This is a genomic window from Paenisporosarcina sp. FSL H8-0542, assembly GCF_038632915.1.
Lineage (GTDB): Bacteria > Bacillota > Bacilli > Bacillales_A > Planococcaceae > Paenisporosarcina.
The window spans coordinates 1,044,122-1,068,425 of the sequence record NZ_CP152050.1 but is presented as its reverse complement, the minus strand read 5'-3'; the positions used below and the strand labels follow the sequence as shown (position 1 = coordinate 1,068,425).

Genomic DNA, 24,304 nt, shown 5'->3' with positions numbered 1-24,304 from the left:
GAATTAGAAAAATCTTTAAAGATTGAAGGAGTTGGAGTACATGGCAAAGCGCGATCATTTTGCATCTAAGATTGGCTTCGTCCTTGCAGCTGCAGGGAGTGCAATAGGGCTGGGGGCAATATGGAAGTTTCCATATATGGCAGGAACAAACGGTGGAAGCGTATTTGTCTTGATGTTTATCATCAGTACATTGTTAATTGGTTTACCAATTCTACTTGCAGAATTCGTCATTGGACGTAAAGGACAAGCTGATGCAATTACAGGACTAAAAAAGCTGGCACCGGGCAAGAAATGGTATTTAATTGGTTGGTCAGGGTTCTTTTTTTCATTTATTATTTTGTCATTCTACAGTGTTGTGGGTGGATGGATTTTATCCTATTTAGGAAGAGCTTTACTGTTCAGCCTTAATAATACTGGAGAAAGTTCTTACGCGAACTTATTCAATAGCATCATCTCGAACCCCTGGGAAGTATTGATTGGTCAAGCCGTCTTTATGTTATTGACGATTATGATTGTACAAGGTGGGATTGAGGCAGGGATTGAACGTGCCAGCCGAATTATGATGCCAGCACTATTAATCTTCTTTGTTGTTCTGGTTATTCGTTCATTGACACTGGAGGGCGCAATGGAAGGTGTTAAATTTATGTTCGTGCCAGATTGGTCTTACTTTAATGCACAAACCTTGCTGTTGGCATTGGGTCAAGCGTTCTTCTCCCTTAGTGTCGGTGTAGCTGGAATGATGACATATGCCTCTTACTTGCCTAAGGAACAAAAATTAGGGAATTCTGCTGTTAGTGTTTCCATGTTAAATATCGGCATTTCACTAATGGCGGGTCTGGTTATATTCCCAGCCGTTTTTGCATTAGGATATTCGCCTAACGAAGGGCCGGGACTAGTTTTTATCATTTTACCTGCAGTCTTTGAACAAATTCCTTTCGGTGCTTTCTTTATGCTGTTGTTCTTTATTTTGATGTTATTTGCAACTTTGACGTCTTCCATTGCGATGCTTGAGACCGTCGTGTCCATGGGGATTAAAAATGCATATGATAAACGGAAACGCTCTTCATGGATTTATGGATTGCTTATTTTCCTTGTGGGTATTCCAAGTGCGCTATCGTTTGGGGTATTTTCGGATGTGAAGATATTCGGAAAATCTTTCTTCGATTTTGCTGACTTCCTGACAAATAACTTTGGTTTACCTTTAGGGGCTTTAATGATTTCGATTTTTGCAGGTTACGTTTTGAAGAAACAAGAAACGTTTGAGGAATTGAATATGTCTTCTTTAGCTTTTAACATTTGGCGCTTCGTTGTTCGATACCTTGCCCCAATTGCGATTATTTTGATTTTCCTAAATGCCATGTTTTCAGCCTTTAAAGGTTGAGAACTGTCTGTAAAACGACTTATTTCACAAAATCTATATCTATGAGGTATGATAAGATAGTTGCAAGCATACGATGTATGATGGAAAGGAGTGCATGAAGATGAAACAAGAATTTCACACTCAACTTCGCTTATTGCGTGAAGAACGTAATATGTCTTTAGAAGATTTATCATTAAAAACACGAGTTGGTGCGGGGAAATTAGAACAATATGAAGCTGGTACAGAAGTCCCTTCCGTACAGACCATTTTGAAATTATCCAACGCACTCGAAGTTCCAGCCTCTAATTTGTTGGATGGACTTCAAGTTAGTTCATAAAACATGAAAAGAGCTTACACCAAAATTGGTGTAAGCTCTTTTTTGTGAATGGGGCTTAGACGATGCATTTCGCCTCGTATTTTACCGCTATTAATTTATAGGCAATTTGAACACATTGGTCAATAGGGATCCATTGTTCATATGAATGTTCATAAACTTCTTGAATGCGTTTTGCCAGTTCAGTTGGATGGTCGATTCCTTGAAGGGCCGCCACTACATCAGCTGTTTCTGTATCATATGCATCAGTACCCATTTTGAAAGGATCCCATAACTGAAGCAATTTCACTGCCTTGCGATTCATTTCAATATTTTCCATCATTTTTCACCTATTTACTTTTCTTTAATAAAAGCTATGATAACATATTAATAAAAAAAGGAAAGAAGGAATTGCTTTGACTTCGTTTGAACAAGTAATCGATAGACGCAGTACTCGCTCAGTAAAATGGGATTTAATGGAGATAATATATGGGATTGAAGATGCTTCGGATATTTTGCCAATGTGGGTAGCAGACATGGATTTTGCAGCTCCTCAAGCCGTCATTGATGCACTTCAAGAACGACTCAAACACCCGATCTTTGGCTACTCCTACATGTGTGAAGGATGTAGAACTGCCGTGCAAAATTGGCTTCTTCAACGTCACGGATGGCAAACACAAAGTGAATGGATGCTTTTTCATCATGGTGTAGTTCCTGCCATAGCGACGGTTATTGAAACATTTACTCAAAAAGGAGACAGCATCCTGATCTCATCTCCTGTCTATCCCCCGTTTTTCTCAATTCCCGAAAAACAAGGAAGACAACTTGTTGAGAATTTCCTAATTGAAAAAAATGGCGTTTATGAATTTGATTTGGATAGTTTTGAAAACCAGTTGGCTCAAGGCGTGAAACTTTACATTTTATGTAATCCCCACAATCCTGGTGGTATGGTGTGGTCAAAAGAAACTTTAGAAGAAATCGTTCGGTTGTGTGCTAAATATGATACCTTGATTTTATCTGATGAAATACATAGTGACCTGGTTTTTGCCCCACATCGACATATTCCACTTGTCACGGTTGCAAATGGTGAAGAACATCGCATTATTACTTGTGTTGCTCCCACAAAAACCTTTAACTTGGCTGGTATACAAGCTGCCGTCATGATTGTGACAGACGAAGAGAAACGGGAACAACTAAAAGAAAACGCGCTTGCTAATGGACAAATGGAATTGAGTCCATTTGCGGCAACTGCTTTAACAGCCGCTTACGAACATGGTGAACCTTGGTTAGAAGAATTGCTGACTGTCTTTTCTTCACATATGGACTATGCCATTGCTGAAATAACCAAAGCTGTTCCTGCCGTGAAAATTGCTAAGCCGAATGGAACATACCTGTTATGGATCGATACTCGCGATACCGGTCTATCTGAAAAAGAGATAATGAATTTACTGTTGACCAAAGGAAAGCTTGCTTTGGAGCCTGGTTCTAAATATGGACAAGCCGGAACAGGCTTTTTCAGAATGAATGTCGCTTGTCCTCGCTCGATTCTTGAAGATGGGGTTGCCCGTTTTATAAAGGCTTTAACTTAAACTAAATTTAACTACTCTGTTAAAACTGTTTGTTTTTTTGACGTACATTTGCGCTGGCCGCACGTTCCGCATGAGCCAACAAGTATGAAAATCACATCCTTGTTGGTCTCCCATGAAAGTTAACACATAGCAATATTAATAAGAAAAAGGCTAAACCAATTGAATTGGTTTAGCCTTTTATTTATTGTTGTTCTTTTTGATTTTCTGATTGACGTTCACGTAAAATACGTTCTTCTAATTCCTTCGTCTTTAGTTCTTGTTTTTTTGAAAGCTTAATAATCCATCGAAAAGTGAGGACGCAAATGATTGCAAAAATCAAGAATTGAAAGGCCGCTGGGATATAGGCAGACTTATCTTCTGGAAAGTATAGAAAGTTGAAAATCCATACATTCATTTGGATCACTTCCTAACTTATTTTTGAAGAACTTCGATTGATTCGATTTTGATGTCTTCAAGTGGTTTGTCGCTTGAATTCCTTTTAACCTTAGTCATCGCGTCCACAACATCCATACCTTCAATAACTTGTCCAAAAACTGTGTGTTTGTTATCTAACCAAGGTGTACCACCATTAGTTGCATATGCTTCAACGATTTCTTCAGGGTATCCCGCTTTTTTCATTTGGCTCAACATGCTTGAGTCCATATCGCTTTTTTGAACGATAAAGAATTGACTACCGTTTGTTCCAGGACCAGCATTGGCCATTGATAATGCACCACGTAAGTTAAATGCTTTATCCGAGAACTCATCTTCAAATTTAGGTCCGTAAATGCTTTCTCCACCCATACCAGTTCCAGTAGGATCGCCACCTTGAATCATGAAATCAGAAATAATTCGGTGGAAAATGATGCCATCATAATATCCATTTTCGGCATGAGTAATAAAGTTTTCTACTGTTTTAGGAGCGATTTCAGGGAAAAGTTTAATTTTAATCGCACCCATAGTTGTGTTCATTACGACTAATGCTTCGTTTGAAGCAACTTCTGTTGATAATTGTGGATACATTGCACTCTCTCCTTCAGTTGTTGTAGTAGTTTGTTGCGTTTCTTTTTTTGGTTTTTCTGTCTTTTCTTGTTCGACACTTTCATTTGTGCCGCATCCTGCTAACAGGACAATCAAACTAATTAATAACAGCCATCCTCGTTTTTTCATGTTCATTTCACCCTAAATTAGTCTATCATATTCTGTTAACAATTTCAGTAAATAAGTCGCACCACTTCCTTCGTAAAGCGAAATGTTATATAATTAATCTATATGGGACACTAAAATGTTCAAAAATTGAAAGAAGGAGATTAATTGGCCAATCAAAAAAGAAATTTCTATATTATCTGGATCTCAAATTTTTTAGTTGCAGGAACCGCAACAATGATTATGCCTTTCCTGTCACTTTATATAGACACAATGGGTAACTTTTCGGATGCATACGTACAAAAATGGGCTGGATTTGTTTTCGGCATCACCTTCGTCTCAGCCTTCCTCATGTCACCAATATGGGGGCGCATCGCAGATCGATTCGGTTATAAGCCAATTTTAATCATTACGGGGTTTGGTATATCTATTAGTATTCTACTCATGGGGTTTGTACACTCAGTTGAAGCTTTCTTCCTACTACGATTGTTCATGGGTGTAGTGACCGGATTTATTCCAACCTCATTGGCTTTCATCAGTTCGCAAACAGCCAAAGAAGTAGCAGGGAAAACACTTGGAACTCTTCAAATGGGAAGTGTTTCTGGTACGTTATTCGGTCCTGTTCTTGGTGGATTACTTGCTGATTCATTCGGTTTTCAGTACACATTTGTCATTACTTCCGCAGTTATAGCTTTTGCAGCCATTCTGGTTATGTTTGGCATAAGCGAAACGAAAAAAATTGCTACAGTCAATGCACATGTTTACTCAAGAAAAACCGTAATGTCAGGCATCATTCATCATAGACTGGTGCTTAATGTCATGATTATCACTGCATTAATTCAAATTGGGAACTTTAGCATCCAGCCGCTTCTTTCACTTTACGTATCAAGTTTATCCGATTCTTCAGATGTAGCATTACTTGCGGGCATCACGTTTAGTGCCGCAGGAATCGGAAACTTATTATTTGCACGGAAATGGGGGCAACTGGGGGATTCAATCGGCTATGAGAAAGTGTTAAGCATGTTGCTTATACTGGCTTTCCTGTTTATCATTCCTCAGGCTTTTGTAACCGAACTTTGGCAATTGATTGGGTTGCGTCTATTATTCGGGATTGCCGTAGGTGGACTGGTTCCAATTACTACTGCTCTCGTCAGACGTGAATCACCAATAGAGATTCAAGGCGAAATGATGGGATACAATACGAGTTTCCGATTTTTCGGGAATATAATCGGTCCGATGTTCGGAGGACTGGTTAGTGGATATATTGGGATATCTTCTGTCTTTTTCGTGACAGGCGCATTATTCCTTGTATCTTACTTAGTTTTGACATCGACACGGAAAAAACCAGAACAAGATTTTGAAAAGGTGTTACTCAATGAAGAAGCACATCAACAAGCCTAGCGTTTCTCTATCATGAGGAACGCTTCAGACTGTAGACAAAGAAAAATATGAGTGAATATAACTGAAAAAGAGCCTATGCAAGAAAATGTTAATTTCCATTGCGGCGACGCGTTTCGCGGGCACGGCTTTTGTCGCCGCCTCCACTCCAATCAACGGATTTCGCTTCTTTTTGCTTATCTCTTCATATTATTTCATTAGTTAGATGGTCGGCTATTTCTGAAGACTCCTGCGGAAAAACGAAATAAGCTAGACCCCACAGGCTCAGCTGTCATTGACAGCTGAGCCGAGGAGGCTAGCGTTTCGTCCGCGGAAAGCGAAAGAAATAGCCGACCATAAAATTTTTCGATAGAGTGCAAATAAGAACTCAATTTTTATACTTTTTTATTAATTATTATTCTTTTGTCAACAAGCTTAGCGTTTCTCTATCATGAGGAACGCTTTTTTTTTTGAATTTTTTAAGGCGTTTCTTCCTATTTATCATTGGTGGTAAAGTTAGGAGCAAACTCACTGAGTTGGCAAGAGTATCCCATGCAAACACTACATATGTACGTTATAATTGACTTTATAGTGAGAATTTGTGATTTTTCAAAAAAGGAGGATTAACTTGTCTTTTGTCTATCTTATTTTCATCCCAATGCTTGCCGCACTAGTGATTCCTTTTTTATATAAAAAAGTTCCTGGCATTCATACCGGTTGGTTTGTTTTAGCAGTACCAGCCATATTATTTGGTCTTTATACGACCTTTCTCTCAAAGGTTAAGAATGGAGAATCATTTACATCCACTTTTGACTGGATCCCTTCTTTGAACATATCTGTTACATCATACATAGACGGTTTGAGTTTGTTATTCTCTTTGCTCATTACAGGTATCGGTACATTGGTTGTGCTTTACTCAATATTCTACTTGGATAAAACACGTGAGCAATTACACAATTTCTACGTTTATTTGCTGCTTTTCATGACAGCAATGCTGGGCGTTGTTCAATCAGATCATCTAATAAGTTTGTACTTTTTCTGGGAATTGACATCAATTTCTTCATTTTTATTAATTGGGTATTGGTATAAACGAGATCGTTCGCGCTTTGGTGCATTAAAATCCATGATGATTACCGTATTTGGCGGATTGATGATGCTGGGTGGTTTCGTTCTTCTCTCAATTATGGGTGACACTTACTCAATCAGAGAATTGATTGCTTCGGCTCCAGAGCTCGCTAATCACGAATGGTTTGTATGGTCGCTTATTCTCGTATTACTTGGTGCTTTTACCAAGTCTGCACAGTTTCCATTCTACATTTGGTTACCGGATGCAATGGAAGCCCCAACTCCCGTCAGTGCTTACTTACACTCAGCCACAATGGTTAAAGCTGGCCTTTATTTAGTTGCTCGTTTCACGCCGATTTATGCAAGTTCTGAATGGTGGATTTGGCTTGTGACTGGAATAGGATTATTAACCTTGTTATGGGGATCATTCTTCGCTTTGAAACAAACAGACCTAAAAGGCATTTTGGCATTCTCCACAGTAAGCCAACTCGGACTGATTATGTCTTTACTTGGAGCAGGAGCGATTTCATTACACACAGGAATTGAAGATGATAATTCCATCTTTAAATATGCTGCTTTTGCGGCCATTTTCCATTTAGTGAATCACGCCACATTTAAAGGCAGTCTGTTCATGATTGCGGGCATCGTCGACCATGAGACAGGTACACGAGATATTCGAAAACTTGGTGGCCTAATGAGTTTAATGCCAATCAGTTTCACCATTGCTCTTATTGGAAGTTTTTCAATGGCTGGCCTCCCTCCATTTAACGGTTTCTTGAGTAAGGAGATGTTCCTTTCTGGAATGCTCTCCATTCCAGAGTTTGATTTTTTTGCTTTTGATACTTGGGGGATGTTGTTCCCTATCATTGCATGGATTGCAAGTGTGTTCACATTTGTGTATAGCTTTTATTTTGTATTCCGCACGTTTACCGGGAAACACAAACCGGACCTTTTACCAAAACAAGCACATGAAGCACCTATTGGTATGCTCATTTCACCAGCTATTTTAGGGTCACTTGTAGTAGCTATATTCTTCATCCCTAATCTCATTGGTGACGTTCTGGTAAAACCAGCTGTCGTGGCAATACAACCATTTCTTTACTCTGTCCCAGAAGATGTAGACATTCACATCGCAGCTTGGCATGGGCCGAATGCTGAATTATGGATGACAATTGGCATTGTAGCTTTGGGTTATCTTCTTTATGCAACATTGTCCAAATGGCAACCACTGTACAATAAGTTCCCACAAGGTTTCACTTTAAATCGCCTGTATGACTTCATGATGTTTTTAAGTGAAGTTGGGACAAACCGTCTGTCAAGAATTTATATGACTGGTTTCATACGCTCATATTTAGTGTATATGTTTACGGGAATTGTACTTCTGACAATTGGTACCGTTTTCATTAAGGATGCTTTTGAGGTCAGTTTTGCCACTGTGGCACCGATACATTTTTACGAATTGGTTATCGTCCTTGTATTGATCGCTGGGACATTGACCATTTTGTTTGCTAAGTCCCGACTGACCTCCATCATAGCGTTGGGTGCAGTAGGCTATTCTGTTGCTCTATTCTTTGTCATCTTTAATGCGCCAGACCTGGCACTAACCCAATTAGTCATTGAAACAGTTTCCGTTGCCCTGTTCCTATTAGCTTTTTATCATTTACCAAAATTAAATCGACACGAAAACCGGATGAAATTCCGACTGGCTAATGCACTGGTTGCAATCGGGGTAGGCGTTACTGTTACCATTGTTGCACTATCTGCCCATTCACAAAAACTTGTTAGTTCCATTTCATCTTATTATGAAAAAACGGTCTATACAGAAGCCGGTGGCGGAAATATTGTAAATGTAATTTTAGTTGACTATCGTGGATTTGATACTTTATTTGAAATTGCGGTTCTCGCAATCGCGTCCCTTGGAATTATTGCGATGATTAGATTGAGACTGACGAAAAAGAAAGAGGTGAATCGAATTGAAGACCAATGATGTCATTTTACAAACAACTACAAAGATCATCTTCTTTATCATTTTTCTCTTTTCGATTCACATTTTCTTTGCTGGTCATTATACACCCGGTGGTGGGTTTGTAGGCGGTTTATTGACTGCAAGTGGTATCGTTTTGCTACTGCTTGCTTTTGATTTGAAAACCGTCACCACTGCTTTGCCGATCAACTATACAGTAATGACCGCAATCGGATTACTATTGGCATTAAGCACAGCTGCAGGATCTATTTTCTTCAATGTTCCGTTCTTTACACATGCCTTTGATTATTTCGAACTTCCATTGTTGGGAAAACAATCGTTACATACGGCCATGTTGTTTGATACTGGTGTATATTTAGTAGTCGTCGGTGTTACGATGACCATAATTCAATCGATTGGAGCTGATGATTGATGGAAATTATCATGTGTTTTGTCATCGGTTTTCTATTTATGGCCGCAGTTTATTTAATGCTATCTAAAAGTCTGTTGCGTATTATCATCGGTACCGGCTTACTCAGTCACGGGGCGCATTTACTGATTTTGACCATGGGTGGACTTGGAGGTTCCGCTCCTCCAGTTGTCTCCCCTGGCGTGACAGATTATGCAGATCCTTTGCCTCAAGCACTTATCCTGACTGCTATTGTCATTAGTTTCGGTGTGACTGCATTTTTCTTGGTACTTGCATACCGAGCTTATCAGGAATTAGGCACTGATAATATGAATTTAATGAGAGGAACTGAAGATCATGATTAATTTGCTTTTGTTCCCCATCTTGCTTCCTTTTTTCTTTGCCATGATTTTAATGCTTTTTCCAAAGAAAATACTTGCACAACGAGTAGTCGCTTCTGTTGCACTTGTCTTGACCTTTGGGGTAACTCTTGTACTTCTTTTTAAAGTGAAAACAGATGGTATTCAAGCCATAACACTCGGTAGCTGGCCTGCGCCATTTGGAATCACAATGGTTTCGGATATGTTATCCGTTTTGCTCGTCCTGTCTTCCACATTGATCACCCTTTTTGTTGTATGGTATAGCTTTTCATCAATCGGAAAGGATCGAGAATCCTATTTCTACTACCCTGGAATTTTGTTCATGTTAACGGGTGTGAATGGCGCATTTACCACAGGCGACATTTTCAACATGTTCGTATTTTTCGAAGTATTACTTATGTCTTCCTATTTGTTAATTGTACTCGGTGGAGAAAAAGAACAATTACGAGAATCCATAAAGTACATTTTGGTGAATGTCATTTCATCTGCTTTATTCGTTGTCACTGTCGCTTATTTGTATTCGGTCATCGGCACCTTGAATATGGCAGATATTTCAGTGAAAATCGCACAAATCGATCAACCGGGAATCATCACGGTCATCGCTGTATTATTCCTACTTGTATTTGGATTGAAAGGTGCAATATTTCCACTTTTCTTTTGGTTGCCTAGCTCATATGCAGCACCACCAATTCCGGTATTGGCCTTATTCGGGGCATTACTGACCAAAGTAGGCGTATACGCCATCATGCGTACATACACTCTGTTTTTCACGTTTGATCAAGGTTTTACACACGAAATGCTGATGATACTTTCAATCCTGACGATCATTGCCGGATGTATTGGTGCATTAGCTTACTTTGATGTAAAGAAAATCATCATATATAACATAATTATTGCTGTAGGAGTCATTTTATTTGGTGCATCCCAAATGAACGAAGCATCTCTAATGGGCTCTGTATTTTATTTGATCCATGACATATTGATTAAAGGGGCTTTGTTCTTATTAATTGGTGTCATCATTGCTATAACTGGCACATCTGATTTAAGAAAAATGGGTGGACTGATTAAAACTTATCCGATGCTTGGATGGACTTACTTAATAGCGGCATTTAGCTTAGCCGGTATACCACCTTTGAGTGGATTTATAGGAAAATTGCTTATTGTACAAGGTGGATTTGAAGCAGGGAATTTGTGGGGAAGTATCTTGATTTTACTTTCAAGTTTAATTGTTTTATTATCTGTTGTCCGTATCTTCATTTATGCATTCTGGGGTGAACCGGCTCATATACAACCTCTTACAAAACAGCATTATCGCGGATTATTTATGCCTGCAGTCATTTTAGTAGGAATCAGTGTTTTATATGGTGTAGGCTCAGAGTGGTTGGTTCCTTATATGAGTGATGCTGCAAATGTAATGCTAGAACCCGCTCTCTATATAAAAGCTGTTTTAGGGGGTGCGTAAGATGGCTTTTCAAATCATGCTAAACTTTTTTATTGCCTTTCTTTGGATGTTTTTGTCCGTCTCGTTTAATGCTTCCACGTTTATCGTCGGATTTTTATTAGGGATGCTCATGCTATGGATTATGAAGGGTTTTTTTCCGGGACGTTTCTATATGAATCGCGTGTGGGCTGTTATTAAATTGATTATTCTATTTTTAAAAGAATTGATCATGGCTAATATTCAGGTTTTGGTGTTAATTATTCAACCCAAGATGCCAATCAAACCTGCCATTTTTGCACTTCCAATTGTTTTAGAAAAGGATTGGGAAATCACGCTTTTGGCAAGCTTAATAACTCTGACACCTGGTACCCTTGTTATCGACGTATCTGAGGATTCCAAAATTTTATATATCCATGCATTGCATTATGATGATGCTGATGAAGCAATCGATTCGATTAAAAACACATTTGAAAAAGCCATACAGGAGGTGAGCCGCTAATGATGGTATTCTTTTGGGTCATAGTCGTACTGATTAGCCTGTCCATGTTGGCTTTTATCTATAGATTAATTGTCGGTCCTACTGTTCCTGATAGAGTTGTAGCGCTGGATTCATTGGGTGTTGCACTAATTTCAATGATAGGGATATTTTCTATTCTCGTTGATACCAGCTTTTTCCTTGAAATCATTTTGCTGCTCGCTATATTAGCATTTATAGGCACAGTGGCTTTCTCTAAGTTTTTAGAGAAAGGAGAGATTATCCAACGTGATAACGATCATCGCTAATATTCTTATCGTATCTAGTATTGTTTTTGGGGTAATTTTCATTCTTGTCACCGCAATTGGCTTGATTCGCCTGCCTGATGTTTATTCCCGTACCCATGCTGCTTCCAAAAGCGCTACGCTCGGGGTGATGTTCATCCTGCTGGGTGTATTCCTCCACTTTTGGTTAATTGAAGGCCATATTAATACACGTATTCTGCTAGGCATTGTATTTTTATTTATCACAGGTCCAGTTGGTGGACATGTCATCGGCCGCTCTGCCTATTTATCAGGAGTTAAACTTTGGGATAAATCAGTGAAAGATGAATTGGCTCCCGTTGTAGCTGAACGAAGAAAAAAACATGAACAAAGAAACGCTTAAAGCGCCCAGAAAGGCTGGCGCTTGGATCTAAGCAATAAGAAATGTATAAAGCACAAGGTAATAATAAAACGCTTTTGCTCCTCCCCTTCTGGGACAGCAAAAGCGTTTTTTTAATAGCCGTATGGATAATATGGATAGTATGGATAATATGGATATTGATATGGGTATTGGTAATACGGATAAGGTTGATAATAAGGTTGATTAAAGAGTGATTGACCAAGCAAACTTCCTGCCAAACCTCCTAAAAATGGACCTCCAAAAAAGCCTAGCCCTCCAAAACCCCTGCCAAATCCTCCAAATCCTCCACCAAAATGCCTGCGATTCATATGTCCCCTCCTCTCTTTCCTAACGTATGAGAAAAAGAAAGTGTGACATATGTACATAGCCTATTAGCTAGAACTCCAAATAAAATCAGGTTCTTTCTAATATTAAGACCTTTAACAATGATATTCTGCTTCGATTAGGTCCAAATAGCTTTTGGTCTAATCTGTCCTGCCCAAAACTAGCAGTGAAGGAACGAGTGAATTTTCACTTTTCCAACTATGCACTACTCCAATTCACAAAAAAAGCGACCAGTTTATAAAAATTGGCCACTTTTCTATAGAATATTATGCTTTCTTAATTTACTTCTTAGAGCACTATATTAAGAATTTTCTTCTGTATTTTCCAAGCTCATCCGTTCAATAAGGGTCGCTAAGGAACGAACCATCGCACCAGTTCCACCTTTTGGTCCTAGATCGTGAGCAGCACTTGCATCTGATGTACCTGCGATATCCAAATGGATCCAAGGGGTATTTTCAACGAATTCACCTACAAATCCTCCCCCGAAAATCATGTGCCCGTCGCGTCCCGGTGAATTGTTTAAATCGGCTACATCACTTTTCCGAATTCGTTTCTTGTCACTCTCAGTTAATGGCAAACGCCAAACAAACTCACCTGTTTCAACAGTAGCTTCCAAGAATGTTTCAAAGAATGTTTCGTCGTTTGTCAATGCACCCGTTTTATCTTTCCCCAGTGCGATAATTACGCCACCCGTCAACGTTGCAACATCTACAATGTAGTTAGCTCCTTGTTGTTTTGCGTATGTGACGGAGTCTGCTAACACAAGGCGTCCTTCAGCATCCGTATTCAGGATTTCAATCGTTTTTCCACTTAAAGAAGTAATAACATCATCAGGTTTGAACGCATTACCTGAAATCATATTATCCGTTGAAGCAATGACTGCTATGACGTTTTTGTTCGGGCGTGTTTCCCCGATTATGCGCATTGCACCTAAAACAGCTGCAGCCCCCCCCATGTCACCTTTCATGCCTACTAAGCCATCCTTAGGTTTAATGGAATAACCACCTGTATCGTAAGTAATCCCTTTCCCTACTAGGCCTACGACATCGTTCCACTCTTCATTTGCACGGTATTTCATAACCATTAATCTTGGTTCTTCTGTTGATCCTTGGTTAACAGCCAAAATCGCACCCATACCGAGTTCTTCCATTTCTGCTTTTCCAAGTTCTTCATATTCAAAATCATACGTTTCTGCCAATTCTCTTGCGTATTCTGCCATTTTCGTAGCGGTCAAAACGTTTGAAGGCATATTAACGAGAGTACGTGCTTCATTTACTGCTTCTGCATACACTTGTCCCACTTCAAAGTAAGCTAAAATTTCTTGTTCATCCGAATTGGTCAGCAATTCAACATGGTCTAGGTATGCGTCAACTTCATTTGAAGAAGTCTTGTAATTTGGCACTTTATAAAGTCCCATTCCGATGCCTTCTGCAGATAGGTAAGCCGCATCTTCAATTTCGATATCCTCATTGATAAACGAATCCAACCAAATGGAGACATTTGATGTTTTGGAAGCAACAAGTTCTTTTCCGATTGTTCCAAAAATTTTACGTAAATCATCTTGCTTCAGTGTTTTACGATCACCAAGCCCTACAAAGAAAACACGTAAAAGTTTGCCATCTTGAAGTGTTGGTAATTTAGTCAATTTCTTGCGATCAGTCGAGACATCGCCAGTTTTCAACCATTTTTCTAAGGATGAACCGTAGAAAGAAACAAAGTCAGACCATCCTTGTGTGTTTTCAGGATGTTTATAAGTACCTACGATTAATACTTCAGTTTGTACATCATTAAAATTAATACCTGCAACGTCTACTCTCACAAAAAACCCCTCCATCTATTTACATTCGACTTCTATTATATACGAATATGTTACGCTTTTCGAATTATCTGTCATCTACTAAGATTACGCGTTTTAGAGCCCTATAGATGTGGTATACTTTACTAAACAATTCAACACGAAAGGGTGGACCACTATGGACATTCTTACAAATATTCCACTCCTCGCAGCCTTATTCGGAATCATATTTGCTCAATTCGTAAAAATCCCAATCACCTATTTAGTAACCAAGAAAGTCGATTGGAAACTTTTCACTTCAACCGGTGGTATGCCAAGTTCTCATTCAGCAGCTGTAACAGCTTTGACAACAGCGGTTGCTTTTGAAACCGGTCTCGGTTCACCTTTATTCGCTGTATCCGCCATTTTTGCAATCATCGTTATGTTTGATGCTTCAGGAGTTCGTTTCCAGGCAGGTCAGCAGGCAATCATTATTAACCAAATGCGTATTGACTTTCAGATTTTTGTTAATCAATCTAAAGAATGGGCACATAAAAAAGATGAAGAAAAGATTGAAGAGCTGAAAACACTACTTGGACACAAACCGAGCGAGGTTTTTATGGGCGCTTTAACAGGAATTTTCATTTCCATAATCATTTATGTATTTCTCGTATAAAAGAAGCAGTGGATCTCCTTTGAGAGCTCCACTGCTTTTCTGTTAAAACATTTGATATCCATTTTTACGTAACATTTTGATGACAATTCCTGCAATGATCGCACCAACCAAGCCACTAGATAAAACTAAAATATCCGCGAAATGAAGTGCCATTAATTTTTCCCCAAGTGCTTGAAATGCCATAACAGGCGCTGTGAAATACTCGAAAAAATCCACTTCATCGATAATCAAGATAACGACTATTGGATAAACAATTGCCATTAACCATGTCATGCGAAGTAACATATTGAGTAAAAAACCAATCCCAAAAAACATTACTAGAAATATTAATACGGATAACATAACCGTTACAAGTGTAAAATTACCGTCCATTGAATTGTTCCCTCCATGCGTTCCTTTCAACAGTTTACATGATTGGTATGTTCCTTTCAATATCCATGTGAGTTGTTCAACGGACTGTAACATGTTGAAGCACATAAGAAGCTTAAGGGATCGTCCATATTACTCATTAATGCCAACAAAAAAGGTTCTTTTCGAATTATTTACGAAAAGAACCTTCAGAGTCTACTTTTTCCTTCCAGAACCTGCACAACACGAACACGTTTCAGAACCACCAAGACGTAATTGGAAATATCCATTTCCTTTACAATATGGGCATTGATTGGCTTTAACATCCTTTTTGTAATTTGTCATATTGACCATCTCCTTTTAATTCTTAATATTCTGATAATATAACATACAGGAAATCCTCTGTAAACCATACATCATCTAAATGTAAACGAATACATTAAATATTATCTCTATTTTGCTTAATTTTACTCCTCTTTTCTCATTCTTTCAAAACCATAAGCTCCTTCAACTGCTTCATCCTATATATGCATTACCCGCCCATTAATTACTTAAGTTTCAGCCTTCTATTTTCTAGAGAATCCTCATTACTCATTTAAATCCTTCAAATATTTCCGGTTTGTTAGAAAACCAACTCGGTTAGATTGAAAAAACCCATCTGGATAATCCAGATGGGCGAAATTTAATCTATTATTAAAGAACGTTAAATTTACCTTTTTTCACAACTAGTGAAGGACCGCCAATCATGAAAAGAGAACGGTTATCAATTACTTTTTTCATAAATGATGCCTTTGTGCCTGTAATTTTTTTACCGAAAACTACACCGATTGCGTCATGTTCACCAAGTGAACAAACACTACCTTTTAAATCAGGTACGAATGTTTCTGTTTGTTCTCCATTGATTAAAGCGATAAGGTTTTTCGCCACTGTCACACCTTGTTGCATTGCAATTTGTGCTGTTGGTGGGTAAGGACGGTTTACTTCTTCATTAATCAACAATGCGCAGTCACCAACGATAAATACATCATCATGACCTGGAGCACGCATATCTTTTTCAACTTTAACGCGGGCACGCATGTTTTCAATGCCTGTTTGTTCGATTAAACGGTTTCCGCGAACGCCTGCAGCCCAAACGACTGTACCAGCTTTCACAAATTCAAACTCGTCTTCACCTTTTTTAATTTTCACACCTTCAGGAGTTGCTTCAACAACTGGTGTTCCAATTGAGAATTCAATTCCTTTTGCTTGTAGGTGACCAACTGCATATTCAACCAATTCTGGATCAAATCCTGGTAATACCATTGGTGCAGCTTCTACACAAACAACACGTACTTTTTCATGTGGTACATCGAACTCTTTGCAAAGTTCAGGAACTCTGTTACCAAGTTCACCTAGGAACTCAATACCGGTAAACCCAGCACCACCAACAACGATTGTTAAGCGGCTATCATCTTTTACGTCTTCCATTGACCAAGTAGCGAATTGATATTCGATATGCTCACGGATTTGACGAGCTGCTTTTACATTCGCAATCGATAAAGCGTATTTATCTAAACCTGGAATCCCGAAAGTTTCGCCTTCGAATCCAAGACCGATTACTAGGTAGTCATAAGAAAACACACCGTTATCAGTTGTTACTTGTTTCCCAGGAATATCGATTCCTTCTACAGATGCTTTCACAAATTTTACTTTATCTGATTTAATTACATCTGCAATGTCATAACGTACTTGATCTGGTCTTAATGTTCCTGCTGAAGCCTCATGTAACCATGTAGATTCATAATGATAATCATTTTGGTTAATTAATGTAATATCTGCTACGTCAGGTCCAATGTTTTTTTGTAAGTTGACTACTGTTGCTAAACCGCCATAGCCGGCGCCTAATACTAAAATTGTCGGTCTTTTCACGAAGATCGAAACCACCTTTAAATAGTTTTATATTTATTCGTTTAGTCAAAGAAAAAAGAAGTATTTACATACTTCAAGTAGACTAAAGCGAATTTGTCTCTTTTTTCGACAAATGTACTATCCTCTATAATATACCTCTTAGGTTTTGATTTCAATATAATCCTGCCAAGAGTAAAAGGTTTGAATTTACAGAAAAAGACCAAAAATTGGTTGTCTTAACAATTTTCTGGTGTTCCTGTTTTGCTCGCTGTTCGGAATGATGAACCGCAACCACAAGACGCAATGGCATTTGGGTTTTCAATAGTGAACCCTCCACCCATCAACGATTGCTTATAGTCAATTACGGTACCATTTATGATGGCTGCATCTTCACTCGATACCAGGATGGTCAAGCCATGCTGTTCCAGTGTAATGTCTGAATCTTTCTTGTCGTGTTCAAAACCCATCCCATATGAAAGACCACTACAACCACCGCCATGAACGGCTACCCGTAAAAAGGAACCTTGCTCGTCATTATGACTCATCATTTCTTTAACCTGGTAAGCTGCAGCTTCTGATAATTCGACAACATGTGTCATCCGTTACACCTTCCTTCTATCATTTATGATACCAATTTTGCTCAAACACATACAACTAGAACAACTTAATTTGACTATCGATATAACCAACGTTTTGGGTATAATGAAAAAAAGATAAGTATAAAAAAGGAGCCTCTTAAGGCCCCAAATTGTTCAGCATAAAAATCAACTAGCATTATCAGCTCGTATTGTATAACTACAAGTGACAGTGCAATGCAATTTCACTTTTAGGAATTAAAACACTTGTTCAACTTCCACAACACCTGGAACTTCTTCCAAAAGAGCTCTTTCAATACCTGCTTTTAGTGTTATTGTAGAACTTGGGCAGCTACCACATGCACCAAGAAGACGAAGTTTGACTATGCCATCTTCGATATCGACAAGCTCACAATCTCCACCATCGCGGAGTAAAAATGGACGTAATTTATCTAATACTTCTTGAACTTGTTCTGTCATTGTATCAGTCATTTATTTCGACCCCTTTCCTTATAATTATTATAATGTGAAGAGAAGAAAAAATCCATCAGTACATACGAAACGGAGAAAATTATCATGGAGAAAAAATTAGTTTCAATTGAAATTTATGGTGCAGATGTCGTTTGTGCCAGCTGTGTAAACGCACCTACATCCAAAGATACGTACGAATGGTTGCAAGCGGCAATCGATCGTAAATACCCTAATCATCCTTATGAAATAACCTATATTGACATTGAAAAACCAGTGGATAATGAACGACAACAAGAAATTGCCACTCAAGTATTGGAAGAAGAATACTTTTTCCCACTCGTTTTAGTTGCTGGAGAAGTGGTTGGCGAGGGCTATATCCAACTGCAACCCGTTTTTGTTGAACTAGAAAAACATGGTTTTATCAGTAAATAAACAAAAAATGAGACCTGAAAGTTATATTTCACTTCCAGGTCTCTTTCTATTCATCATCCGTTATGCCACTTGTACATCCATAGCACACCAGATTTTAGTAAACGTGCGATACGTCCAGTGACTGTACGGTCTGCCAAGTAAGCAAAACCTTGTTTTTTCCCTAAAGAACCCAAGAATCCTTTTAGTTTGATTTCAGGCATCGTTTCAGGCAGCTCTTTACCTTTCCAACGTGCTTGAAGCACTTCAACAATTTGTTCCGCTTGTTCTTCCGCAACTTGTGCACTTGGCGAATATGGCAACGCTGCACAGTCACCTACCACATAAACATGTTCATCTTCGGGTAAGTTATGGTATTGAGACAACACAACACGCCCAATTGAATCAGTTTCCGTATTCATGTTTCTCACAGGAGCGACAGGTTGAATACCTGCTGTCCACACCACTGCATCCACTTCAATCGTCTCTTCATGGTTATGCAAAACAGTTGGCTCCACTTTTGTGATATTAGAATTACTGACGACTTCGACATTGTGGGTATCAAACCATTTTTTCACGAAATTACTTAATCGTTCCGGGAAGTCACGTAAAATACGTGGGCTTCGATCGAACAATTTAATTCCTAAATCCGGACGTGATTCGCGTAATTCGCTGGCAAGTTCGATTCCACTTAATCCTGCTCCGACAATCCCGACAACAGATCCAGATGGCAATCCACATAGTTTGTTAAATGTTTCACGTGAACGACCTATCGTTTGAATGCTTAACGTGAATTCGTCTGCACCAGGCACACCATGGTACTTGTCTTCACAACCTAATCCAATTACTACATCATCATATGGGATTTGTATGTCATTAGAAAGCACGACCATTTTTTCTTCACGGTTGATTTCTACGACCTCGCCATAGACCATTTTCAAACGTTCATGTTCTGGATAGGATACTCGGACTTCCTGGTCAGGAACAGTACCTGCTGCCAATGCATAAAACTCTGTTTTCAAACTATGGAATGGTGTACGGTCCACTAATGTAATTTGTACATCTTCAGGTAAATTATTATTTGGCAGTAAACGAAGCAACATACGCATGTTGCCGTATCCACCACCCAGTAAAACTAAGTTTTTCATAAAAAAATCTCCCTTGAGCATTTTATATACAGTCTATCTCTTTACGTTGTAAGTATAAATCATTGTGAGAAGTTTCACAATAAGACACTCGGATTGACGAACGAAAAAAAAAAGAGTAGCATGGCGATGTAGCGAGGTGAAGAACGTGTTTAATCCAATGGTAGAATTTTGTGTCAGTAATTTAGCGAATGGTTCGCAAAAAACGTTTGAACAATTAGAACGAGACCCAAATTTAGACGTTCTGGAATACGGGTGTTTAAGTTATTGTACAAAATGTGCTGAATCTTTTTTTGCAGTTGTTAATGGTGATGTCGTAGAAGCTGATTCGCCAGATGAGCTTACTAAGAAGATTTATGAATATATAGATGAAAATCCACTTTTTTAATACTCAGGAGCTGCGTAGATGCAGCTCCTTTTTTATATGCATTCCACTAAATTTTCAAGAGTTACAGTTGGACGTTCTGGTTTCAGCAATGCTTCTTCCGTAGAAGTCACACCCGTATTGACGTGAATCGTGTCAATTCCAAAATTTATTCCCGCCATAATATCGGTATCATAATTGTCTCCAATCATCACCATATCCTCTTTTGAATACTGATGTTCAAGCTGAATCATTTCAAGCATATGACCATGCGGCTTTCCTATATAAATAGGTTCAACTCCAGTAGAACTTTGAATCAACGCTGTAAACGCACCATTACCTGGCATCAAGCCTCTTTCATTTGGGAAAGCACGATCACTGTTTGTAGATATAAACGTTGCTCCTTGTCTGATGTCCAGACAGGCCTGTGCAATTTTCTCATATGTGATATCCCGGTCGATTCCCATCACAAACACTTCTTTCGAAGAAGGCACTATACACACTCCTTTCTCAAGAAGTGATTCCCTCAATCCACTTTCCCCAATCATTGAAACTTCTTTTCCAGGGTAGTGAAGTGCAATGTACTTCGCTGCCGCCAAAGCAGAAGTCATAATATGACTGCGCTTTGCTATAATCCCAAAGCCTGCAAGCTTCGATAGCACTTGGTCCGGTGTCTGAGAAGCATTATTAGTCACAAAAAAAGGTTCTATTCCTTGGTGTTGTAAATGGTGAACAAATTGTACTGTTTCTTTTATCGGCTGTTTACCACGATAGACTGTTCCATCCAGGTCAATGCAATAACATTTATAAGTTTTCATGCTTAATCCTCTGGTAAAAATGCAGACACTGGCCCAAGTTCATGCGTTAAATAATGCTCAATACTCGCTGGAAATTGTCTTAACTCCTGGAAATTTGATTGCAATATAGTTTGCACTTCCTTATGATTAACGCTCATAAAATCTCGCACCAGCATTTTACGAAGTCCAATTACTTCTTTTAGAGGTGCGTCCATCTCAACAGATATCACTTTTTCGTCAGTCAATATGTCAATGATGTCATCATAGCTGCCTGGGTCTCTCATAATGAAGCCGTCTATCATGGAATTCCCAACATCAATCATGGACTCGATAATGTTTTGAGCAATTCGCTCCAATGCCAATTTTTCAAATTCATTCATAGAAGAATTCACTGATGTCTCCAGCATTTCCATAAGTGTTGTCATATACTTCAATGTATGATTAATTTTTTTTCGGTCTACAAAATACATAAGGTTCCCTCACTTTATCAGTTCTAAGTTGATTGTCTTTTCCATCCTATAGTACCATAATTGCTAGGAGTGGAAGGAGAACTGCCAAATGGAACGATTTTTCTTATATGATGATGTGGAAGATACAAAAACGAGATTTGTTAGCTTTACAGGTGAGTCTCAACGATATGATTTAGCAATTTTGCAAAGTAGCCGTTTTTTCGGAAAAGTACTCGTAATGGATATTCAATATAATCGTTTTGCTATATTGGGCTCTGATGATTTAGAAGAAGAAGGTTATTTGGAACATGTCTATAACCGCAACAAAGAAGAAGCCGCAGAACTACGCGATTATTTGCAGGAATTATTAGGCTAAGCATTCATTGTTGATTTTATAAAAAGCAGGAATCTTTGCCCCTTTCCGCGGACGAACTATCTTTGCACCTAGCAAGCCCCAAAGAATATGGTCAAAGGTAGTTTTGATCATATTCTTTGCGACGAGTAACCGCAGGAGTAGCACTTTTGAAGAATGAGACACACATCGATAACGTTTAACTGAGTCTTAGGATAAGAAAAAACCTCGATTAGGATGATGGAACATCCAAATCGAGGTTTTCTGTTTGTGGTGTTTCTTCTATTGCAGCTAAAATTGCTACCGGTTTTGCTGGTCCAGATTTTTTTAATATGAAGTACGCACATCCAAAATTACAGTATTCATACAAATAATCCTGTAACGTACTGACTTTCGTATCATAAGTCGCTTTTTGATTTTTATCATCAAAGAAACCTTTCAGGCGAAGTTGTCCATAACCCCAGTCGCCCAAAATGTAATCATATTTATTTAAAATTTCACTATAACGATCTTGAAAAGCCTCTTCTTTAAATGCTTCCCGATAATCTATCAGAATTTCATATTCCCATCGATCGATTGTAATCATCAATTCACGCTCCATCAACTTGTTGTGAGAGTTAATTGCTCGTCACCAAGACGCTGTTTTTCTTTTGCTGCTGCATTTACCTGTTCATCCGCATGGTAACTGCTACGAACCAATGGTCCCGCTTCACAGTGTGAGAAACCTTTGGACATCGCAATTTTACGTAGTTCTCCAAATTCGAGCGGTGAATAATATTTTTGAACTGCAATATGTTTTTTAGATGGCTGTAGGTACTGCCCAATTGTCATAATATCCACATTGTTTGCTCGCAGATCATCCATTACTTCAATAATCTCTTCTTTTGTTTCACCTAGACCCACCATAAGAGAAGATTTTGTTGGAATATCAGGTTGCATTTCTTTTGAACGACGTAAAAATTCTAGAGAACGATCGTACTTTGCTCGTGCACGAACTCTCGGTGTTAAACGACGAACTGTTTCTATATTATGGTTTAAAATATCAGGTTTTGCATCCATCAGCATTTGTAGATTTTCCTCTATCCCACCCATATCAGAAGGCAAAACTTCGATCGTTGTGAATGGGTTTTTGCGACGAATGGCACGCACAGTTTCTGCGAATACAGCAGAACCACCGTCTTTTAAATCATCTCGCGCAACCGCGGTTACGACGACATGTTTTAGATTCATCATGACAACTGAATCTGCTACACGTTCTGGCTCTGCTAAATCAAGTTCATTCGGTAAACCCGTCTTAACTGCACAGAAACGACATGCACGTGTACAAATTGCACCTAAAATCATGAACGTTGCTGTACGTCGAGTACCCCAGCATTCGTGAATGTTTGGGCATTTCGCTTCTTCACATACAGTATTTAAATTGTTTTCACGCATCATTTTCTTAAGACCTTTATAATTGTCATTCGTATTTAATTTAATCTTTAACCAAGCTGGTTTTCGAATATGTGTTTGTTTAGTTGTCATGATTGTAACCCCATTCTTTTCAGACTATGTAGGCAAGTAACTCACTGTTGTCAATGTACCATATTCGAACACGTCCCACAACCTTCTCTGGAATCAAAAAATAAAGCTTCTCTGTGTAAGAGGAGCTTTATTTTTGCTTTTAATTTTGAACCAGCATGCATCTTAACTTACCGTGATACCTCTCCCTCTGGTCTCTTTGTACGAACTCATTCAGGTGGTGGTGAAGTTGGGGCTGCTGGGGGCTGTAATGGTACTTCTACTGAAGGTTGAGTATTTCCTTCACCTTTTGTATAGATCTGAGGAACCTGTCCTCGGATGATTCCTAGTGCAACAGGTATTTTTCGTTTAATTTTCGTCGATTTAGTTGCCAGCGGCACAATGACTTGTACAGTGACCTCAATAACAATGCTCACGTCAACCATTGCATTGTTAATGCCAAACTCCGTGATTTCGTATTTTACGTCTGATTGCACATTGCCGATCACATGGAATCTTATAGGAATTTTTGGTCCCAGATTACCAAGAAGCGGGATATTCGTTGCTTGACCAAGCGGTACATAAAACACAATTCCACCGTTATCTTCCATTGCCTGTGGATCATACTCGATGTCATCTAAATAAGGTAAATTATCCAAGTTCCCTTCTTCAGCCTGCTCCAAGTGGGTTTGCACCAATTGACTAGTTTCCGCCTGTACCCGATTGATGATATCCGTCTTGAACTTCGTCGTTACCATATTGGGTTGGTCCGTTGGTATTTCTTCAATTATATCATTTACATCCATCACATCAGCAGTGCGTGAGTTGATTGCTTTACTTACGACAAGTGAGGCAATTTTATTGGATTGAACTTCTGCATAATCTAAGTAAATTGGAGTCAGGCGAACGTTGACGAGATAAAACATTAAAGCAACGGAGATCACGATAAAAACAAATAGCAAAGGAACAATGTTATTCCCTTTCCAATAAACTGACCTTTTTGATATTTTACGTAATCGCACAAAAAAAGCCTCCTAGGTCATGTTACGACCA

At 38.8% G+C, this 24,304-nt stretch carries 31 protein-coding genes; 15 read left to right on the top strand and 16 right to left on the bottom strand.

Annotated elements, in window-relative coordinates; genetic code table 11:
- The first annotated feature begins 40 nt into the window (after nucleotides 1-40).
- Together MHH33_RS05655 and MHH33_RS05650 are read left to right on the top strand one after the other, a co-directional pair.
- On the top strand, nucleotides 41-1,381 hold the full coding sequence (locus MHH33_RS05655; RefSeq protein WP_016428981.1) for a sodium-dependent transporter: 1,341 nt from the start codon (nucleotides 41-43) through the stop codon (nucleotides 1,379-1,381).
- A gap of 100 nt (nucleotides 1,382-1,481) precedes the next feature.
- On the top strand, nucleotides 1,482-1,697 hold the full coding sequence (locus MHH33_RS05650) for a helix-turn-helix transcriptional regulator (RefSeq protein WP_016428982.1): 216 nt from the start codon (nucleotides 1,482-1,484) through the stop codon (nucleotides 1,695-1,697).
- Nucleotides 1,698-1,752: 55 nt separating this feature from the next.
- Here MHH33_RS05650 and MHH33_RS05645 read toward each other — a convergent pair whose 3' ends face one another.
- Entirely contained in the window at nucleotides 1,753-2,013 is a 261-nt protein-coding gene (locus tag MHH33_RS05645) for a DUF1871 family protein (protein ID WP_036660084.1), read from the bottom strand.
- A gap of 76 nt (nucleotides 2,014-2,089) precedes the next feature.
- Here MHH33_RS05645 and MHH33_RS05640 point away from each other — a divergent pair, with 76 nt between their 5' ends.
- Nucleotides 2,090-3,262 (top strand): MalY/PatB family protein, encoded by a 1,173-nt coding sequence (locus tag MHH33_RS05640; RefSeq protein WP_342543185.1) that lies wholly within the window; start codon nucleotides 2,090-2,092, stop codon nucleotides 3,260-3,262.
- A gap of 181 nt (nucleotides 3,263-3,443) precedes the next feature.
- On the opposite strand, the gene MHH33_RS05635 is transcribed toward MHH33_RS05640, so the two are convergent.
- Both MHH33_RS05635 and MHH33_RS05630 read right to left on the bottom strand, forming a co-directional pair.
- On the bottom strand, nucleotides 3,444-3,656 hold the full coding sequence (locus MHH33_RS05635) for a hypothetical protein (protein ID WP_016428985.1): 213 nt from the start codon (nucleotides 3,654-3,656) through the stop codon (nucleotides 3,444-3,446).
- A 17-nt stretch (nucleotides 3,657-3,673) separates the two neighbouring features.
- Complete coding sequence (locus MHH33_RS05630; protein WP_231391156.1) at nucleotides 3,674-4,411, bottom strand: peptidylprolyl isomerase; 738 nt, start codon at nucleotides 4,409-4,411, stop codon at nucleotides 3,674-3,676.
- Between the two features lie 144 nt (nucleotides 4,412-4,555).
- On the opposite strand from MHH33_RS05630, the gene MHH33_RS05625 reads away from it, so the two are divergent.
- From MHH33_RS05625 to mnhG, 8 genes are all read left to right on the top strand, one after another.
- Nucleotides 4,556-5,788, top strand: a complete 1,233-nt coding sequence (locus tag MHH33_RS05625; RefSeq protein WP_016428987.1) for an MFS transporter — start codon at nucleotides 4,556-4,558, stop codon at nucleotides 5,786-5,788.
- Nucleotides 5,789-6,392: 604 nt separating this feature from the next.
- On the top strand, nucleotides 6,393-8,816 hold the full coding sequence (locus MHH33_RS05620; RefSeq protein WP_016428988.1) for a Na+/H+ antiporter subunit A: 2,424 nt from the start codon (nucleotides 6,393-6,395) through the stop codon (nucleotides 8,814-8,816).
- The gene (locus MHH33_RS05615) at nucleotides 8,803-9,225 is read left to right on the top strand and encodes a Na(+)/H(+) antiporter subunit B (RefSeq protein ID WP_016428989.1); all 423 of its coding nucleotides are present in this window, start codon (nucleotides 8,803-8,805) and stop codon (nucleotides 9,223-9,225) included. Before MHH33_RS05620 ends, MHH33_RS05615 begins: the two co-directional genes overlap by 14 nt.
- Complete coding sequence (locus MHH33_RS05610; RefSeq protein ID WP_016428990.1) at nucleotides 9,225-9,566, top strand: Na(+)/H(+) antiporter subunit C; 342 nt, start codon at nucleotides 9,225-9,227, stop codon at nucleotides 9,564-9,566. The genes MHH33_RS05615 and MHH33_RS05610 overlap by 1 nt, the downstream gene beginning before the upstream one ends.
- Nucleotides 9,559-11,043 (top strand): Na+/H+ antiporter subunit D, encoded by a 1,485-nt coding sequence (locus MHH33_RS05605; protein ID WP_016428991.1) that lies wholly within the window; start codon nucleotides 9,559-9,561, stop codon nucleotides 11,041-11,043. The genes MHH33_RS05610 and MHH33_RS05605 overlap by 8 nt, the downstream gene beginning before the upstream one ends.
- 1 nt (nucleotide 11,044) lies before the next feature.
- Nucleotides 11,045-11,521, top strand: a complete 477-nt coding sequence (locus MHH33_RS05600; protein ID WP_016428992.1) for a Na+/H+ antiporter subunit E — start codon at nucleotides 11,045-11,047, stop codon at nucleotides 11,519-11,521.
- Nucleotides 11,521-11,805 carry a Na(+)/H(+) antiporter subunit F1 gene (locus MHH33_RS05595; RefSeq protein WP_016428993.1) on the top strand — a complete coding sequence of 95 codons (285 nt, stop codon included), beginning with the start codon at nucleotides 11,521-11,523 and terminating at the stop codon, nucleotides 11,803-11,805. Before MHH33_RS05600 ends, MHH33_RS05595 begins: the two co-directional genes overlap by 1 nt.
- Complete coding sequence (gene mnhG / locus MHH33_RS05590) at nucleotides 11,789-12,163, top strand: monovalent cation/H(+) antiporter subunit G (RefSeq protein ID WP_036660163.1); 375 nt, start codon at nucleotides 11,789-11,791, stop codon at nucleotides 12,161-12,163. Before MHH33_RS05595 ends, mnhG begins: the two co-directional genes overlap by 17 nt.
- Nucleotides 12,164-12,273: 110 nt before the next feature.
- Here mnhG and MHH33_RS05585 read toward each other — a convergent pair whose 3' ends face one another.
- Nucleotides 12,274-12,489, bottom strand: coding sequence for a hypothetical protein (locus tag MHH33_RS05585; protein WP_016428995.1), 216 nt, complete (start codon nucleotides 12,487-12,489; stop codon nucleotides 12,274-12,276).
- A gap of 317 nt (nucleotides 12,490-12,806) precedes the next feature.
- Nucleotides 12,807-14,339 carry a leucyl aminopeptidase gene (locus MHH33_RS05580; protein WP_342543184.1) on the bottom strand — a complete coding sequence of 511 codons (1,533 nt, stop codon included), beginning with the start codon at nucleotides 14,337-14,339 and terminating at the stop codon, nucleotides 12,807-12,809.
- A 139-nt stretch (nucleotides 14,340-14,478) separates the two neighbouring features.
- Here MHH33_RS05580 and MHH33_RS05575 point away from each other — a divergent pair, with 139 nt between their 5' ends.
- Nucleotides 14,479-14,955 (top strand): divergent PAP2 family protein, encoded by a 477-nt coding sequence (locus MHH33_RS05575; RefSeq protein WP_016428997.1) that lies wholly within the window; start codon nucleotides 14,479-14,481, stop codon nucleotides 14,953-14,955.
- A 42-nt stretch (nucleotides 14,956-14,997) separates the two neighbouring features.
- Here MHH33_RS05575 and MHH33_RS05570 read toward each other — a convergent pair whose 3' ends face one another.
- The 5 genes from MHH33_RS05570 to MHH33_RS05550 form a co-directional block, all read right to left on the bottom strand.
- On the bottom strand, nucleotides 14,998-15,327 hold the full coding sequence (locus tag MHH33_RS05570) for a YuiB family protein (protein WP_016428998.1): 330 nt from the start codon (nucleotides 15,325-15,327) through the stop codon (nucleotides 14,998-15,000).
- A 192-nt stretch (nucleotides 15,328-15,519) separates the two neighbouring features.
- Complete coding sequence (locus tag MHH33_RS05565; RefSeq protein ID WP_342543183.1) at nucleotides 15,520-15,648, bottom strand: YuiA family protein; 129 nt, start codon at nucleotides 15,646-15,648, stop codon at nucleotides 15,520-15,522.
- Nucleotides 15,649-15,996: 348 nt separating this feature from the next.
- On the bottom strand, nucleotides 15,997-17,211 hold the full coding sequence (locus MHH33_RS05560) for an NAD(P)/FAD-dependent oxidoreductase (protein WP_016429000.1): 1,215 nt from the start codon (nucleotides 17,209-17,211) through the stop codon (nucleotides 15,997-15,999).
- Between the two features lie 215 nt (nucleotides 17,212-17,426).
- On the bottom strand, nucleotides 17,427-17,789 hold the full coding sequence (locus MHH33_RS05555; RefSeq protein ID WP_016429001.1) for an iron-sulfur cluster assembly accessory protein: 363 nt from the start codon (nucleotides 17,787-17,789) through the stop codon (nucleotides 17,427-17,429).
- 234 nt (nucleotides 17,790-18,023) lie between these two features.
- Complete coding sequence (locus MHH33_RS05550; RefSeq protein ID WP_016429002.1) at nucleotides 18,024-18,257, bottom strand: NifU family protein; 234 nt, start codon at nucleotides 18,255-18,257, stop codon at nucleotides 18,024-18,026.
- An 84-nt stretch (nucleotides 18,258-18,341) separates the two neighbouring features.
- On the opposite strand from MHH33_RS05550, the gene MHH33_RS05545 reads away from it, so the two are divergent.
- Entirely contained in the window at nucleotides 18,342-18,668 is a 327-nt protein-coding gene (locus MHH33_RS05545; protein ID WP_016429003.1) for a YuzD family protein, read from the top strand.
- 53 nt (nucleotides 18,669-18,721) lie between these two features.
- Here MHH33_RS05545 and MHH33_RS05540 read toward each other — a convergent pair whose 3' ends face one another.
- On the bottom strand, nucleotides 18,722-19,792 hold the full coding sequence (locus tag MHH33_RS05540) for an NAD(P)/FAD-dependent oxidoreductase (protein ID WP_016429004.1): 1,071 nt from the start codon (nucleotides 19,790-19,792) through the stop codon (nucleotides 18,722-18,724).
- Nucleotides 19,793-19,949: 157 nt separating this feature from the next.
- Between MHH33_RS05540 and MHH33_RS05535 the strand changes: the two genes are divergently transcribed.
- On the top strand, nucleotides 19,950-20,177 hold the full coding sequence (locus MHH33_RS05535; protein ID WP_036660166.1) for a YuzB family protein: 228 nt from the start codon (nucleotides 19,950-19,952) through the stop codon (nucleotides 20,175-20,177).
- Nucleotides 20,178-20,209: 32 nt separating this feature from the next.
- Here the strand turns inward: MHH33_RS05535 and MHH33_RS05530 are convergent, their stop codons facing one another.
- Together MHH33_RS05530 and MHH33_RS05525 are read right to left on the bottom strand one after the other, a co-directional pair.
- Nucleotides 20,210-20,971, bottom strand: coding sequence for a TIGR01457 family HAD-type hydrolase (locus tag MHH33_RS05530; protein WP_342543182.1), 762 nt, complete (start codon nucleotides 20,969-20,971; stop codon nucleotides 20,210-20,212).
- Between the two features lie 2 nt (nucleotides 20,972-20,973).
- Nucleotides 20,974-21,420 (bottom strand): DUF86 domain-containing protein, encoded by a 447-nt coding sequence (locus MHH33_RS05525; protein ID WP_016429007.1) that lies wholly within the window; start codon nucleotides 21,418-21,420, stop codon nucleotides 20,974-20,976.
- 88 nt (nucleotides 21,421-21,508) lie between these two features.
- On the opposite strand from MHH33_RS05525, the gene MHH33_RS05520 reads away from it, so the two are divergent.
- Complete coding sequence (locus MHH33_RS05520; protein ID WP_342543181.1) at nucleotides 21,509-21,775, top strand: DUF3055 domain-containing protein; 267 nt, start codon at nucleotides 21,509-21,511, stop codon at nucleotides 21,773-21,775.
- A 208-nt stretch (nucleotides 21,776-21,983) separates the two neighbouring features.
- On the opposite strand, the gene MHH33_RS05515 is transcribed toward MHH33_RS05520, so the two are convergent.
- The 3 genes from MHH33_RS05515 to yunB form a co-directional block, all read right to left on the bottom strand.
- Complete coding sequence (locus MHH33_RS05515) at nucleotides 21,984-22,337, bottom strand: YutD family protein (RefSeq protein WP_016429009.1); 354 nt, start codon at nucleotides 22,335-22,337, stop codon at nucleotides 21,984-21,986.
- Nucleotides 22,338-22,351: 14 nt separating this feature from the next.
- Nucleotides 22,352-23,275, bottom strand: coding sequence for a lipoyl synthase (gene lipA / locus MHH33_RS05510; RefSeq protein ID WP_016429010.1), 924 nt, complete (start codon nucleotides 23,273-23,275; stop codon nucleotides 22,352-22,354).
- Between the two features lie 206 nt (nucleotides 23,276-23,481).
- The gene (gene yunB / locus MHH33_RS05505) at nucleotides 23,482-24,273 is read right to left on the bottom strand and encodes a sporulation protein YunB (RefSeq protein WP_016429011.1); all 792 of its coding nucleotides are present in this window, start codon (nucleotides 24,271-24,273) and stop codon (nucleotides 23,482-23,484) included.
- Nucleotides 24,274-24,304 lie beyond the last annotated feature (31 nt).

Coding starts and splice junctions, on each gene's coding strand:
- MHH33_RS05655 (WP_016428981.1), top strand. CDS start 41: ATGGCAAAGCGCGATCATTTTGCATCTAAGATTGGCTTCGTCCTTGCA.
- MHH33_RS05650 (WP_016428982.1), top strand. CDS start 1,482: ATGAAACAAGAATTTCACACTCAACTTCGCTTATTGCGTGAAGAACGT.
- MHH33_RS05645 (WP_036660084.1), bottom strand. CDS start 2,013: ATGGAAAATATTGAAATGAATCGCAAGGCAGTGAAATTGCTTCAGTTA.
- MHH33_RS05635 (WP_016428985.1), bottom strand. CDS start 3,656: ATGAATGTATGGATTTTCAACTTTCTATACTTTCCAGAAGATAAGTCT.
- MHH33_RS05630 (WP_231391156.1), bottom strand. CDS start 4,411: ATGAAAAAACGAGGATGGCTGTTATTAATTAGTTTGATTGTCCTGTTA.
- MHH33_RS05610 (WP_016428990.1), top strand. CDS start 9,225: ATGGAAATTATCATGTGTTTTGTCATCGGTTTTCTATTTATGGCCGCA.
- MHH33_RS05605 (WP_016428991.1), top strand. CDS start 9,559: ATGATTAATTTGCTTTTGTTCCCCATCTTGCTTCCTTTTTTCTTTGCC.
- MHH33_RS05600 (WP_016428992.1), top strand. CDS start 11,045: ATGGCTTTTCAAATCATGCTAAACTTTTTTATTGCCTTTCTTTGGATG.
- MHH33_RS05595 (WP_016428993.1), top strand. CDS start 11,521: ATGATGGTATTCTTTTGGGTCATAGTCGTACTGATTAGCCTGTCCATG.
- MHH33_RS05585 (WP_016428995.1), bottom strand. CDS start 12,489: ATGAATCGCAGGCATTTTGGTGGAGGATTTGGAGGATTTGGCAGGGGT.
- MHH33_RS05580 (WP_342543184.1), bottom strand. CDS start 14,339: ATGGAGGGGTTTTTTGTGAGAGTAGACGTTGCAGGTATTAATTTTAAT.
- MHH33_RS05575 (WP_016428997.1), top strand. CDS start 14,479: ATGGACATTCTTACAAATATTCCACTCCTCGCAGCCTTATTCGGAATC.
- MHH33_RS05570 (WP_016428998.1), bottom strand. CDS start 15,327: ATGGACGGTAATTTTACACTTGTAACGGTTATGTTATCCGTATTAATA.
- MHH33_RS05565 (WP_342543183.1), bottom strand. CDS start 15,648: ATGACAAATTACAAAAAGGATGTTAAAGCCAATCAATGCCCATATTGT.
- MHH33_RS05555 (WP_016429001.1), bottom strand. CDS start 17,789: ATGACACATGTTGTCGAATTATCAGAAGCTGCAGCTTACCAGGTTAAA.
- MHH33_RS05550 (WP_016429002.1), bottom strand. CDS start 18,257: ATGACTGATACAATGACAGAACAAGTTCAAGAAGTATTAGATAAATTA.
- MHH33_RS05545 (WP_016429003.1), top strand. CDS start 18,342: ATGGAGAAAAAATTAGTTTCAATTGAAATTTATGGTGCAGATGTCGTT.
- MHH33_RS05540 (WP_016429004.1), bottom strand. CDS start 19,792: ATGAAAAACTTAGTTTTACTGGGTGGTGGATACGGCAACATGCGTATG.
- MHH33_RS05535 (WP_036660166.1), top strand. CDS start 19,950: ATGGTAGAATTTTGTGTCAGTAATTTAGCGAATGGTTCGCAAAAAACG.
- MHH33_RS05530 (WP_342543182.1), bottom strand. CDS start 20,971: ATGAAAACTTATAAATGTTATTGCATTGACCTGGATGGAACAGTCTAT.
- MHH33_RS05525 (WP_016429007.1), bottom strand. CDS start 21,420: ATGTATTTTGTAGACCGAAAAAAAATTAATCATACATTGAAGTATATG.
- MHH33_RS05520 (WP_342543181.1), top strand. CDS start 21,509: ATGGAACGATTTTTCTTATATGATGATGTGGAAGATACAAAAACGAGA.
- MHH33_RS05515 (WP_016429009.1), bottom strand. CDS start 22,337: ATGATTACAATCGATCGATGGGAATATGAAATTCTGATAGATTATCGG.
- lipA (WP_016429010.1), bottom strand. CDS start 23,275: ATGACAACTAAACAAACACATATTCGAAAACCAGCTTGGTTAAAGATT.